This window comes from Rhodococcus erythropolis NBRC 15567, assembly GCF_001552595.1.
Classification (GTDB): domain Bacteria; phylum Actinomycetota; class Actinomycetes; order Mycobacteriales; family Mycobacteriaceae; genus Rhodococcus_F; species Rhodococcus_F erythropolis.
On sequence record NZ_BCRM01000004.1, the window covers coordinates 55,117 to 68,114 of the forward strand.

Sequence of the window (12,998 nt, forward strand, 5' to 3'; positions counted from 1 at the left end):
GCAGCGAGATTGACGGTGAAAAAAGCAGGTCAGTAACGATCAACGGTGGGCGGGGCCGGGATGGGGTAGCCCGAAGCACCAACGGTGTTGTTGAAGGCTTCTTCCCACGCGCCGGTGGAGATCATCTTCTCGATGGCATCGTTGATCTTGCCGCGACCCTCGGAATCGTCCTTGGCCAGGCCGACACCGTACTTTTCGGTCGTGAACGGTTCTCCGACGACCTTCAGCTCGCCCGGGTACTGGGCAGCGTAGCCGGCGAGGATGATGTCGTCGGTGGTGACAGCGTCGACAGCGCCGTTGCGCAGAGCCTCGACACAAGCGGAGTAGGTGTCGAGCGGCTGGAGCTGGACGTCCTTGGCGTAGTTGTCCTGGATGTTCTGCGCCGGAGTCGAACCCGACACCGAGCAGAGCTTCTTGCCGCCGGTCAGGGAATCGGGGCCGGTGATGTCGGTGTTGTCGGAGCGAACGAGCAGCGACTGGCCTGCGATGAAGTACGGGCCGCCGAAGCTGACCTTTTCCTTGCGCGTGTCGGTGATCGAGTATGTCGCGACGATGTAGTCGACCTCGCCGTTCTGGATCAGGGTCTCGCGCTGGGCTGACGGAGATTCCTTGAAGGTGATGCCTTCGGGCTTTACGCCCAGTTCGTTTGCGATGTAACGGGCTACCTCGACGTCGAAGCCGGAGAAGGTGCCGTCAGGGTTGCGCTGACCGAGGCCGGGCTGATCGAACTTGATGCCGACGGTGAGAGTGCCGTCGGAAGCGCTCTCGGTGATCGACTTGTTCTCCTCGCCGCCGCCACAGGCCGTGGCAGCGAACGCGATGGCCATGATTCCGATTCCGAAACGGACGGAACGATTGATCTTCATGAAGATCCTCTCAGTTGTCGACACACGAACAGTGCAGTCGAGATGAACGGTGCAGCCGAGGTGAACGGTGCAGTCGAGCAAGTTGTCTTGTGGACGAGGACAGGACTGTCGGAGGGGAGACTGTAATCAGTGCGTGAGGATCTTGCCGAGGAAGTCCTTGGCCCGATCCGACTTGGGATGGGTGAAGAACTCTTCGGGCGTGGTGTCTTCGACGACCTGGCCGTCAGCCATGAACAGCACACGATCGCCGGCTTTGCGCGCGAAGCCCATCTCGTGCGTGACCACGAGCATGGTCATGCCTTCCTTCGCGAGGGAGGTCATGACGTCGAGGACTTCGTTGACCATCTCGGGGTCGAGAGCGGAGGTGGGCTCGTCGAACAACATCACCTTCGGCTGCATCGCAAGAGCGCGAGCAATGGCGACACGCTGTTGCTGACCGCCGGAAAGCTGCGCCGGGTACTTGTCGGCCTGATTGGCGATACCGACACGTTCGAGCAACGCCTGCGCGGTCTTCTTGGCTTCGTCCTTTTTTGCCTTGCGGACCTTCATCGGTGCGAGCATGACGTTCTCGAGGATCGTCTTGTGCGCGAACAGGTTGAAAGACTGAAAGACCATCCCGACGTCGGCACGAAGTGCGGCAAGTGCTTTGCCCTCTTCGGGGAGCGTCTTTCCGTCGACGGCGATGGTGCCGGAGTCGATGGGTTCGAGGCGATTGATGGTGCGGCACAGAGTCGATTTACCGGAGCCCGACGGACCGAGGACGATCACCACTTGGCCCTTGGGTACCTCGAGATTGACCTCTTGCAGGACGTGAAGTTCCCCGAAGTGTTTGTTCACCGAGGTCATCGAAATCATGGATGTGGAATCGCCGGAGGTGGTCGGCGTCGTCGCATCGTCGGCTTGGGTCATAAACGAGAACCTTAGGCGTAGTTTGCGTCGACGCCCGTGATTTCGCCATGGTTCTTGCCATATGTAATGGAAATTTTACTGTGACGACGTTTATGTCGCGTTTCGGTTGTTTATCAGGGCGTTATTACACGTCGTAGTGGACGTGAGCTAGGCTGAAGCGTGTCACTGATCGACGAAATGTCCCCTGCACTTCCGGAGCCGACTGCAGTTCCGGAGGCAACTGCTACGCCTGTTCGCACCTACGAGGTGCGGACGTACGGCTGTCAGATGAACGTCCACGATTCCGAGCGACTGTCCGGTCTGCTCGAGGACGCCGGGTATTCGAAGGCGGAGACCGGAACCGATCCTGATCTTGTCGTCTTCAATACGTGTGCGGTCCGCGAGAACGCGGACAACAAGTTGTACGGCAACCTCAGCCAGCTCGCCCCGAACAAGGAGGCGAACCCCGACATGCAGATCGCGGTCGGTGGGTGCCTGGCGCAGAAGGATCGTGACACCGTCGTCAAGAAGGCACCGTTCGTCGATGTCGTCTTCGGCACTCACAACATCGGCTCGCTTCCCGCGCTGCTCGACCGTGCGCGTCACAATCAGCGCGCCGAGGTCGAAATCCTCGACGCACTCGAGGCGTTTCCGTCGACACTGCCAGCCAAGCGCGAATCTGCTTATGCAGGTTGGGTTTCCATCTCGGTGGGCTGCAACAACACGTGCACGTTCTGCATCGTTCCGGCCCTGCGTGGCAAGGAAGTGGATCGACGTCCCGGCGACATCCTGGCCGAGGTGCAGGCACTCGTCGACGAGGGTGTCTCGGAAGTGACCCTGCTGGGACAGAACGTCAACGCCTACGGCGTGTCGTTCGCCGATCCGGAGCAACCGCGCGATCGCGGAGCCTTCGCCTCCCTCTTGAAGGCGTGTGGACACATCGACGGCCTCGAACGGGTCAGGTTCACATCGCCGCACCCGGCAGAGTTCACCGATGACGTCATCGAAGCGATGGCAACCACTCCCAACGTCTGCCCGCAACTGCACATGCCGTTGCAGTCCGGTTCGGACAAGGTTCTCAAGGCGATGAAGCGCTCGTACCGCAAGTCGAAGTACCTCGGGATCATCGAGAAGGTGCGCGCCGCAATGCCGCACGCCGCCATCACCACGGACATCATCGTCGGGTTCCCGGGGGAGACGGAAGAGGATTTCCAGGAGACGCTGGACGTCGTGCGTAAGGCGCGATTCTCCAACGCCTACACCTTCCAGTACTCCAAGCGCCCGGGCACGCCGGCGGCGGAGATGGCCGATCAACTCCCCAAAGAGGTTGTCCAGGAACGCTACATGCGATTGCTCGCGGTTCAGGAAGAAGTGAACATCGAGGAAAATCGCAAACTCGTCGGCACCGAGGTAGAACTGCTGGTGGCTGCGGGTGAGGGCCGCAAGAACGCAGCGACTCACCGTCTCAGCGGTCGCGCGCGAGACGGCCGCCTGGTGCATTTCCGACCCGAGGGAAACCTCGACGGCACAATCCGACCCGGCGACGTGGTGACGGTCGTCGTCACCCACGGAGCACCCCATCACCTCGTGGCAGATGACGGAGTGCTCACACACCGTCGGACCCGCGCCGGTGATTCGTTCGAAAAGGGCATCACACCCAAGACCCCGCCCATCGGCGTAGGTCTCGGACTACCGAAGATCGGTGCCCCAGCCCCACAACCCGTCCAGATGGGATGCAACGCATGACCTCGCAACACGAGAACAAGACACCTCAGCCGGGCGACGACGCCTTCGAGGGCTACCGCAAGGACCTCGACGACGCGGAACGCAAGGTCGCGGGAGAAATCGATCCGGGTGCGCGCGCCATGGTTGTCGCGGTTGCGGTGCTCGTGCTGGTCGGCACACTTGCACTGCCCCATGCGGGAGTTGCGAACGGCTGGGATGTGCTCGCGTACAACCAGGACGCGGAAAGTGAACGGATTGCACTGTTCTCACGCTTGTTCGTGTGGTTCGTTGTCATCTTCGGCATCGGATTCTCGATGCTCGCACTCGTGACGCGGCGCTGGAGTCTGGCGTGGGTCGCGCTGGCCGGTAGTGCCGTGGCGAGTGCGCTGGGAATGATGGCCGTCTGGTCACGTCAGACCATTCCCGCCGGATTCAACGTGGCAGGACCGTCGATCGGGCTGGTCATCGGATGGTTTGCCGTCGTGTTCTTGACGTTCCATTGGCTCAAGGTGGTCTGGACGCGAACCAACATTCAGCTCGCCGCCGAGGAGCAACGCCGGATCGCTGCGGCTGAAGCCGAGAAGCATCAGGAATGGAACGTCGGCTGACACGGAAGTTCTCTTAGCCAATAGCGCAAGACAACGCCGGCTGACTCCTTTCGGAGTCAGCCGGCGTTGTTGTCGTACTCGTTTGTCGTCTGCTACTCGCTGACAGCGCTCTCGGCTGCTTCGGCCCACTCACGCCACTGCTTTGCCTGAGCGAGAGCCTTCTCGGCGTCCTTCGTCTTGCCGGCAGCCTGAGCCTTGGCGGCCTGCTCCTCGAACTGGCTGACCCGCTCCTTGAACTGCGCGACCCGGGCAAGTGCTTCCGGATCGGTACGACGCCACTCGGCGTCGACGGCGTCGCGCACCTTGGTTTCGATGGCCCGGAGCTTCGCTTCGAGTTCCTGCATCCGGTCGCGCGGCACCTTGCCGATCGCGTCCCACTTCTCCTGCAGGTCGCGCAGCGCTGCACGAGCGTTCTCGAGTCCGTGTGCCGGATCGATGTTCGCGTTCGCAGCGAGCAGCTCTTCCTTTGCAACCGCGTTCTGCTCGAATTCGGCGTCGCGCTCGGATGCAGCAGCGTTGCGTGCGGCGAAGAACACGTCCTGAGCGCCCTTGAAGCGCTTCCACAGGTTGTCGTCGGCCTCGCGCGGTGCGCGGCCGGCAGCCTTCCACTCGCTGAGTAGATCGCGGAATTCTCCAGCGGTCTGTCCCCATTCAGTGGAGGTCGACAGCTTCTCGGCGCGCTCGACCAGTTCTTCCTTCGTCGAACGGGCGCTCGCACGATCACGATCGAGTTCGGCGAAATGCGCTCCACGCCGTCGGTTGAAGGACTCGCGAGCCTTGGAATACCGCTTCCACAGTGCGTCGTCGACCTTGCGGTCGATTCCGCGAATCGTCTTCCACTCGTCGAGAATCTCGCGCAGTCGATCACCCGCGGTCTTCCACTGGGTCGACTCCGAACCGATCTGTTCGGCCTCGACTGCGAGGGCCTCCTTGCGGGCGGTGCTCGCGGCGCGGGACTGTTCCTTCTCTTCCTTCGCGTGCGCTGCGGCCTCGTCGGACCCGGCAACGATCACGTCGAGTCGGCGGCCCAAAGCGTCGAGGTCACCGATCACGGCAGCGGTGGAGAGGGATTCGGACAGAGCGATGGCGGCAGCCTTGGTCTTCTTGGCGTCTCCGGCGCCCGACGTCAGACGAGCCTCGAGTAGTGAGACCTCGGTCGCGAGGTCGTCGTAGCGACGACCGAAATGGGCGAGGCCCTCGGTGGCGTCGCCGGCCTGCCACGAACCGATCTGGCGTTCACCGTCAGCGGTCTTCACCCAGGCGGTTCCGTCTTCCTCGACGCGGCCGAACTTGCTCGGGTCGCTGGCCGGCGCGGCGGTGACGGCATGCGAGGCTGCCGGGCCGGGGCGAGGTGCTCCGGGGCGGGGCGCACCGGGGCGTGGTCCACCAGGTTTGGGAGCACCGGGTTTGGGTGCTGCCGGGCTCGGGCTGGCCGAACTGCTGTCGGCGCCGGTGGTGGGTTCACTGTTCTCGGTCATCGGTCCTCGTCTCTGCCGCGCGTCACGGCTGCCTGATCGCATTCCTGGTTCCATTGAACCCGGTACTCACGTTCTCCGACTATTGAATCAGGTAAGAGGGTGTGAGGTCGCCACCTCGGGGTCGACTAGCGTGGCAACTGTGTTGACTTCCGCTGTTCTCGTCCCCTCGGCGCCGTTACTCGTGCCGGAATTGTCCGGTGATTCGGCCGAGTCTGCTCAGGTGCGCGCCGCGGCGACGGCCGCCGTGCGCCGGCTCTCTCACGAGGCGGTTCACTGGGTGGGCGTCGGTGTCGGCCCCGAGAATGCAGAACCCGAGAATGCAGGCGAACTCTGGCGATCGGGCGTCGGACGTGGGCAGATCGGTACTTTCGCGGGATTCGGCGCCGATGTCCGGACGTCCCTGGACGCGGATGCGGCAGGTGAACCGCTGCCATCTCTCGAACTGTGCGCCCTTGTTGCCGGCTGGCTGCGTGCCCGAGCGGACGTGGAGATCACCGTCGACATGCACGTCGTCAGTGCAAAGGCGTCGGTGAATGAATGTCGTGAATTCGGGCAGCAGCTGCGCAAGCAACTCGACAGCGACAACCGACCGCAAGGGCTTCTGATCGTGGCTGACGGTGCGTCCACGCTGACGGCAAAGGCGCCCGGAAGCTTCGACGAGCGCGCCGCTGGCGTGCAATCAGCCATCGACGATGCCCTGACCGCCGGTGACCCGGAGGCGCTTCTTGCTCTCGATCCGCAGCTCTGCCGGAGTGTCGGAGCCCAGGGGCGTGCGGCGTGGCAGGTCCTGGCCGGTGTCTTCATGGACTCGTCTCGGTCAACCACGACACGTTCGGTGGTCGACTACAGCGACGCGCCGTTCGGCGTCGCTTACCACGTCGGGACGTGGCGGCCGTGAACGTCCCTGAAGAACTTCGCCCGATCGCAGTTGTCGGTCCGACCGCGTCGGGAAAGTCCGATCTCGCGTTGGCACTGGCCGAAGAATTCGGCGGTGAGATCATCAACATCGACGCGATGCAGCTCTATCGCGGCATGGATATCGGGACCGCCAAACTGACGCCGGCCGAGCGTCGCGGGATTCCACATCACCTGCTCGACGTTCTCGACGTGAAGGAGACCGCCACCGTCGCGCGTTATCAAAGCGACGCGATCGCGATCGCCGAGAATCTGATCGCGGAGGGCAAGGTTCCGGTGATCGTCGGCGGATCCATGATGTACGTCCAGTCCCTACTCGACGAATGGTCCTTTCCGGCAACGGATCCCGAAGTTCGCGCGAAGTGGGAGGCAGTGCTGGCCGACGGTGGGGTCGGTGCGGTGCATACGGCGCTTGTTGCTGCTGATCCGGTAGCGGCGGCGTCGATACTGCCGACGGACGGCCGGCGGATGGTTCGGGCGCTCGAGGTCGTCGAGCTGACAGGTCTGCCGTTCGCGGCCTCAGCTCCGCAGATCGGTGACCCTCGTTGGGGAACCCGCATTCTCGGCGTGGATCGGGATACGGAAGAACTCGACGCCCGGATTCGGTTGCGAACCGAGCTGATGTTTTCAGGCGGACTTGTCGACGAAGTCGCCGTACTCGTCGAGCAAGGATTGCGTGAGGGCGTCACAGCGCCGCGAGCCATCGGCTACGCACAGGTGCTCGCACATTTCGACGGTGAATACGATTTGGCCGAAGCACTCGAACGGACGTTCATCGGGACGCGGCGCTACGTTCGCCGCCAACGATCATGGTTCCGTCGTGACGCACGCGTGCACTGGCTCGACGGTGCCGATCCGGAGCTGGCTCGCTCGGCCTTCGCTGCCCTTGCAGATCGCGGCCTGTAACACGATCGTGCCGATCAGCTATCTTACAGTTAGCTCTTTCGCGATCCATTCGTTTCGCGATCGACGGACTGGAGGACAACGAACATGGCGCAGACCGGGACACACGCGCGACCGAGAGGCCGACGCGCGGGTCGGCTGCCGCTTCTCCTACTGCTCGTCACATTTCTCGCGGTCGGCGGGGTGCTCGTCTATTTTGCGGTGAGTGCGGCCGGGAAGCCCATCAGCGCACCTGTTCCCGAAGCACCCTTCGACGTGGGAGCTCCAACCGATCCAGGGGCGAGTTGGGCGCCTGCGCCAACGGATCTGCCGCCGAACACGCTTGCGATTCCCGATCTGGATGTGCGAGCCGACATCGTGACCAGTGGGTTCGGCGCCAACCGCGGAATGATCCTTCCGCATCCTGACAAGGTTTCGCATTTCACCAACGGCGTGCAGTTCGGATCTTCGGAGGGCACCAATCTTGTTGCCGGCCACGTCGACGACGGTGATCGCACGCACGGCGCCTTGTGGGCGCTGCACCAGATGAAGCCCGGAACACCGATCTACGTGAGCGACGACACCGGAACGATGTTCACCTATCACGCAGCGAGCCTGAAGCTGTACGAAAAGGTGGCTTTGCCGGCCGAGTTCTTTTCCGAAACGGGTGCGCCCAGGCTGGTCCTCGTGACCTGCGGCGGCGCAACCGTGCCCGACCCCTCGTTGCCGTCCGGATTCACGTACGAACAGAACGTCGTGGTCACCGCGTCACCTGCGTGAGTCGGTCGGTAGGTCCGGATAGGATGGCGACCATGGATTTCAGTAAGGGCCACGGCACGCAGAACGACTTCGTTGTTCTCCCTGACCTCGACGTTCGGGTCGATCTCGAGCCGGCGCGAGTTTCAGCGTTGTGTGATCGTCAGCGTGGCCTCGGCGCCGACGGCATCCTTCGTGTCGCCCGGGCAGGCGCACTTGCGGACGCGGGCGTGCTCGGTGCGCTGCCCGACGGCGTCGCTGCCGAAGACTGGTTCATGGACTACCGCAACAGCGACGGCTCCATCGCGGAGATGTGCGGAAACGGAGTTCGCGTATTCGCCCACTATCTCAAGGCCTCGGGCTTGGAGAGCAAGGACGAGTTCGTGGTCGGCAGTCGTGCCGGAGCGCGTCCGGTCGTGGTGCACGGCTACGACGCCACACATGGTGACGTGACCGTGGCGATGGGCCCGATCAAGGACCTCGGCACCAGTTCGGCAACAATCGACGGCCGCGTCTTCGCCGGCGTCGGCATCGACGTCGGTAATCCGCATTTGGCGTGTGTCGACGAGCACGTGACGGCAGAAGTTTTGAGTGCGCTCGATTTGAGTGTTTCTCCGGGCTTCGATCCGGGGTTCTTCCCGCACGGGGTCAACATCGAGATCGTGACGCCGATCCACGACGGTGGGGTTCACATGCGCGTACACGAGCGTGGCGTAGGCGAGACTCGTTCCTGCGGAACCGGAACGGTCGCAGCTGCGGCCGCGGCGCTGAAGTTCGACGGCCGCGACGAAGGCTCGGTGCTGGTGCGCGTGCTCGGCGGCGAAGTGCAGGTCACCGTCGAAGGCGGCGAAGGGTCGTTGCGGGGGCCCTCGGTTCTGGTGGCGAACGGGACGATCAGCGATGCCTGGTGGCAATCGCTCGTGTGATATCGCCCGCGGGAAATACGCCTGCAGGAAATACGGATGCACCGTGGCCAGGTTTCGTGGGACCATGGATCTTGTATGACGAACACACATGAAAACGAAGAGTCCACCGCTCACGAGCAGTCCGAGTACGCGCAAGCCGAATACACGGCAGCGTCCGCATCGGGCAACCCGTCGACCGGTGAGATGCAACTCGCAGATCGCGGCGCCCTGCGCCGCGTGGCCGGTCTGTCGACCGAGCTCGAGGACGTCACCGAAGTCGAGTACCGCCAGCTTCGACTCGAAAGAGTTGTCCTGGTCGGCGTCTGGACGCAGGGAACTGCCGAGCAGGCCGAGGCGAGCATGACCGAGCTGGCCGCACTGGCCGAGACGGCCGGCTCCGAGGTCCTCGAAGGACTGGTTCAGCGCCGCGACAAACCCGACGCTGCCACCTACATCGGTTCCGGCAAGGCTCAGGAACTGCGCGAAGTAGTCCTGGCGACCGGCGCCGACACCGTCGTCTGCGACGGTGAGCTGACGCCGGCGCAGCTCACGGCGCTGGAGAAGATCGTCAAGGTCAAGGTCATCGACCGGACGGCTCTGATTCTCGACATCTTTGCTCAGCACGCCACGTCTCGTGAGGGTAAAGCCCAGGTGGCTTTCGCTCAGATGGAGTACATGCTCCCGCGTCTGCGTGGTTGGGGCGAGTCGATGTCGCGCCAGGCCGGTGGCCGTGCCGGCAGTAACGGAGGTGTGGGCCTGCGTGGTCCCGGTGAGACGAAAATCGAGACGGACCGTCGCCGTATTCGTGAGCGCATGGCAAAACTGCGCCGCGAGATCAAGGGCATGAAGGCCGCTCGCGACACCAAGCGGACCCGTCGACTGCAGAGTGACATCCCGTCGATCGCCATCGTCGGATACACCAACGCGGGCAAATCGAGTCTGCTCAATTCGCTCACCGGATCCGGTGTGCTCGTGGAGAACGCGTTGTTCGCCACCTTGGACCCGACAACTCGCCGCGCCGCACTCGACGACGGCCGCGAGTACGTACTCACCGACACGGTCGGCTTCGTGCGACACCTTCCGACTCAGTTGGTCGAGGCATTCCGCTCGACTCTCGAGGAAGTGACCGACGCGGATCTGCTTCTGCACGTCGTCGACGGTTCGGATCCGTTGCCGACAGAACAGATCAAGGCTGTGCGGGAAGTCGTCACCGATGTTCTGCGCGAGACGGATTCGAAGGCTCCGCCGGAGTTGATCGTGGTCAACAAGATCGACGCGGCAGATCCGGTTACCTTGACGCAACTACGTGGTCTGCTGCCTGGTGCCGTGTTCGTCTCGGCGCGGACCGGTGAAGGAATCGCTGAACTACGAGCACATCTCAGCGAGGTGCTGGTTCGGCCGGAGGTCGAGGTCGACGTGCTGGTGCCGTACACGCGCGGTGATCTGATGGCTCGAATCCACTCGGACGGAACGATTTTGGAATCGACTCACGAAGAGGCGGGAACGCGGGTGCACGCACGCGTGCCACAGATGTTGGCCTCGGCATTGGTGGAGTACGCACCTAGTGCGTAGTTTCGGGGTCGTGGTCGCGGTGCTTGCTGCGACTACGGCAACCGCACTGCTTCCCGGAGCGCTCGCACAGGCGTCGTCGTTCGAGCCGAGCGAGTTCGCCCCACTCTGTACACCTACCGATCCTGCGCTCCAGGAGTTGTCGGGGATGGTCGTCGTCGACGATCGGATCTACGCGATGGGTGACGGCGGCAGTGACGACTTCGTATTCGAAATGGACCTGAACTGTGTTGTCCAGAAACAGATTCCGGTTCCGATCGATCCATACGACGTCGAAGATCTTGCGGTGAGTGGTCGAACGCTCGTTCTGTCGGATACCGGCGACAACCTCCGAACCCGCGACACGGTGGCGTTCATCACGATGGACCTCGATTCCGGTGACGGTACGTTGCACCGCCTCACGTACCCGGACGGCGCGCACGACACCGAATCGATTCTGCTCGACCCTGATGGCCATGTGTTTGTCGTGACCAAGGAATTGTTCGGCTCCAGCAGTGTCTACACACCCGTCGGGGATCAGAAACTGAGTGACTTGGCGCAACCCGGCCCGACGCCGCTCGAGCGCGTCGGAGCCGTATCTCTCGGACCGGAGAAGCCCGTGTCGGTGATGTTCACCGGGGGAGCGGTGTCGTCGGACGGTTCGGCGATCGCGCTTCGGAGTTACTCCGATCTGTACCTGTACGAGGTCGTGGACGGCGGAATCGGCGCGACGCTCACTGATACCGAACCGTTGCGGATCCCGCTCCCGACGGAGCCTCAGGGCGAGGCTGTGGCGTTCAACGACGCGGGCGATGTTCTGATCGGATCGGAATCTGCGGGTGGAGCTTTGCCGCCGGTTCACGTGATGCGCGCGCTCGTGGAAGCGACCGAATCGACGGCAGTCTCGTCTGGCGATTCGGTCGGCGTCGGGGTCGATCCATGGACATTCGTGTGGGCCGGATTGGTCGCGGCAGGATGCGCGCTCGGAGGTGTGGCGTTCGTGAGATCTCGACGACGCCGCTGATTCCCACCAATTCCACGAATTCGCAGACTGCCGGTAGATGTGGATACTGGAACGAATGCACGGGCATCAACTCCTGACGCGGCTCTCGCGTATGTCACTCGAGCACGGACACATCACCGCAGCGCTGCTCGTTGGTTCCGTCCTCGTCGGCGTCGGCGCGCTGCTTTTGCTTCGTTGGTTGCCGCGTCGGGCCGTGCTTGTCGCACTGGGCTTGTCAGTGGTCGGGTCCGCCGGCGGCGCGATGTTCGTGTGGCTCAGTTATCGACCGTTGCCCGCGCAGCTACCCCTGTCGAGTTTTGTGTGGATAGCGTTGGCGATATTCGGAGTCATCGGCGCGGCGCTTGTTCTCCTTCGGCGTCCAGGACTGGCCCGCGGCCTTTCGGTGACGGTGTTGGCCGGTCTGGCCGCGATCGTCGCGGTGGGTCAGGTCAATGCCCAGACCGGCACTTACCCCACGCTCGGATCACTGGTCGGGCACTGGCCGGTCGGCTCGGTCGAGCACGTTGCTTTCGATTCGCTCCCCGGGGCCGAACCTTGGCTACAGCGGGGACTTCCCACCGAAACTCATTGGGAGGTTCCGGTGCGGATGCCGAGCAACGGCGTCGTGACGGAAGCGTCGATTCCGGGAAACATCTCGGGTTTCGACGCGAGGCCGGCGACGTTGTATCTCCCGCCGGCCTATCTTGCCGATCCACGTGCGGAGTTGCCCGTCCTGGTGTTGGTGGCGGGTGAGCCCGGCAGCCCCAGTGACTGGCTGGACAGTGGCCGTCTCGCGACCACAGTCGACGCCTATGCATCGAGGCATTCCGGGCTTGCTCCCGTGGTGGTGGTGCCCGACGCGTTGGGGGACTACGACGCCAACCCCGGCTGCATGGATTCGGCGCTCGGCAACGTCGCGACGTATCTGGACCAGGACGTCCCGAACTGGATCGAATCGAACCTTCAAGTGAATCCGGACGCTGCGCAATGGGCTATCGGTGGGTTTTCGTACGGCGGGACATGCGCGATCGAAATGGCCGTGAACTTCCCGGACCGATACCCGTCGTTCCTGGACTTCTCCGGCCAGGACGAACCGTCGACCGGTGACCACGAGGACACTGTGGCTGCGATGTTCAACGGCGACGAAGACGCTTTCGACGCGGTCAACGCCCGAGACCTGATGGCGCAGAATCGGTATCCGCAGTTGTCTGGTGTATTTGTCGCGGGTGAAGACGACGACATCTACCGCCCTCAGCAGGAGATCATGTTCGAGGCCGCGCGCGCCGCCGACATGAACGTGGACTACTACACCCTTCCCGGCGGGCACTCGGGTGATGTGTGGGGCACTGCTCTGGAACTCGAAATGGACTGGCTGGGCCGGACACTCGCACTGACTCCGTGAGAGTGTCCGGCCCGCTACACAG

Annotated in this window: 12 protein-coding genes; 9 read left to right on the top strand and 3 right to left on the bottom strand. The window is 63.2% G+C overall.

Features of this window, described 5'->3' with window-relative positions; translation table 11 throughout:
- Positions 1-29: 29 nt before the first annotated feature.
- Positions 30-866 carry a glutamate ABC transporter substrate-binding protein gene (locus RE4_RS09340; RefSeq protein WP_020907523.1) on the bottom strand — a complete coding sequence of 279 codons (837 nt, stop codon included), beginning with the start codon at positions 864-866 and terminating at the stop codon, positions 30-32.
- Positions 867-992: 126 nt separating this feature from the next.
- Positions 993-1,721 carry a glutamate ABC transporter ATP-binding protein GluA gene (gene gluA, locus RE4_RS09345; protein WP_007735175.1) on the bottom strand — a complete coding sequence of 243 codons (729 nt, stop codon included), beginning with the start codon at positions 1,719-1,721 and terminating at the stop codon, positions 993-995.
- A 231-nt stretch (positions 1,722-1,952) separates the two neighbouring features.
- Between gluA and miaB the strand changes: the two genes are divergently transcribed.
- Both miaB and RE4_RS09355 read left to right on the top strand, forming a co-directional pair.
- Positions 1,953-3,500: a tRNA (N6-isopentenyl adenosine(37)-C2)-methylthiotransferase MiaB gene (gene miaB, locus RE4_RS09350; RefSeq protein WP_020907524.1), complete on the top strand. Its 1,548-nt coding sequence runs from the start codon at positions 1,953-1,955 to the stop codon at positions 3,498-3,500.
- Positions 3,497-4,087, top strand: a complete 591-nt coding sequence (locus RE4_RS09355) for an Rv2732c family membrane protein (protein WP_020907525.1) — start codon at positions 3,497-3,499, stop codon at positions 4,085-4,087. The genes miaB and RE4_RS09355 overlap by 4 nt, the downstream gene beginning before the upstream one ends.
- 92 nt (positions 4,088-4,179) lie before the next feature.
- On the opposite strand, the gene RE4_RS09360 is transcribed toward RE4_RS09355, so the two are convergent.
- Positions 4,180-5,565 (bottom strand): DUF349 domain-containing protein, encoded by a 1,386-nt coding sequence (locus tag RE4_RS09360; RefSeq protein ID WP_020907526.1) that lies wholly within the window; start codon positions 5,563-5,565, stop codon positions 4,180-4,182.
- 139 nt (positions 5,566-5,704) lie between these two features.
- Between RE4_RS09360 and RE4_RS09365 the strand changes: the two genes are divergently transcribed.
- The 7 genes from RE4_RS09365 to RE4_RS09395 all read left to right on the top strand — a co-directional run bounded on the left by RE4_RS09365 (position 5,705) and on the right by RE4_RS09395 (position 12,976).
- Positions 5,705-6,463 carry a class III extradiol dioxygenase subunit B-like domain-containing protein gene (locus tag RE4_RS09365; RefSeq protein WP_020907527.1) on the top strand — a complete coding sequence of 253 codons (759 nt, stop codon included), beginning with the start codon at positions 5,705-5,707 and terminating at the stop codon, positions 6,461-6,463.
- The gene (gene miaA, locus RE4_RS09370; protein ID WP_060938481.1) at positions 6,451-7,386 is read left to right on the top strand and encodes a tRNA (adenosine(37)-N6)-dimethylallyltransferase MiaA; all 936 of its coding nucleotides are present in this window, start codon (positions 6,451-6,453) and stop codon (positions 7,384-7,386) included. Before RE4_RS09365 ends, miaA begins: the two co-directional genes overlap by 13 nt.
- An 84-nt stretch (positions 7,387-7,470) precedes the next feature.
- Positions 7,471-8,142, top strand: coding sequence for a class F sortase (locus RE4_RS09375; protein ID WP_020907529.1), 672 nt, complete (start codon positions 7,471-7,473; stop codon positions 8,140-8,142).
- Positions 8,143-8,174: 32 nt separating this feature from the next.
- Positions 8,175-9,044 (top strand): diaminopimelate epimerase, encoded by an 870-nt coding sequence (gene dapF, locus RE4_RS09380; RefSeq protein WP_031331591.1) that lies wholly within the window; start codon positions 8,175-8,177, stop codon positions 9,042-9,044.
- Between the two features lie 75 nt (positions 9,045-9,119).
- The gene (gene hflX, locus RE4_RS09385) at positions 9,120-10,595 is read left to right on the top strand and encodes a GTPase HflX (protein ID WP_003942213.1); all 1,476 of its coding nucleotides are present in this window, start codon (positions 9,120-9,122) and stop codon (positions 10,593-10,595) included.
- Complete coding sequence (locus RE4_RS09390; RefSeq protein WP_020907531.1) at positions 10,588-11,595, top strand: hypothetical protein; 1,008 nt, start codon at positions 10,588-10,590, stop codon at positions 11,593-11,595. Before hflX ends, RE4_RS09390 begins: the two co-directional genes overlap by 8 nt.
- A gap of 55 nt (positions 11,596-11,650) precedes the next feature.
- Positions 11,651-12,976, top strand: coding sequence for an alpha/beta hydrolase (locus tag RE4_RS09395; RefSeq protein ID WP_235867811.1), 1,326 nt, complete (start codon positions 11,651-11,653; stop codon positions 12,974-12,976).
- The last annotated feature ends 22 nt before the right edge of the window (positions 12,977-12,998 follow it).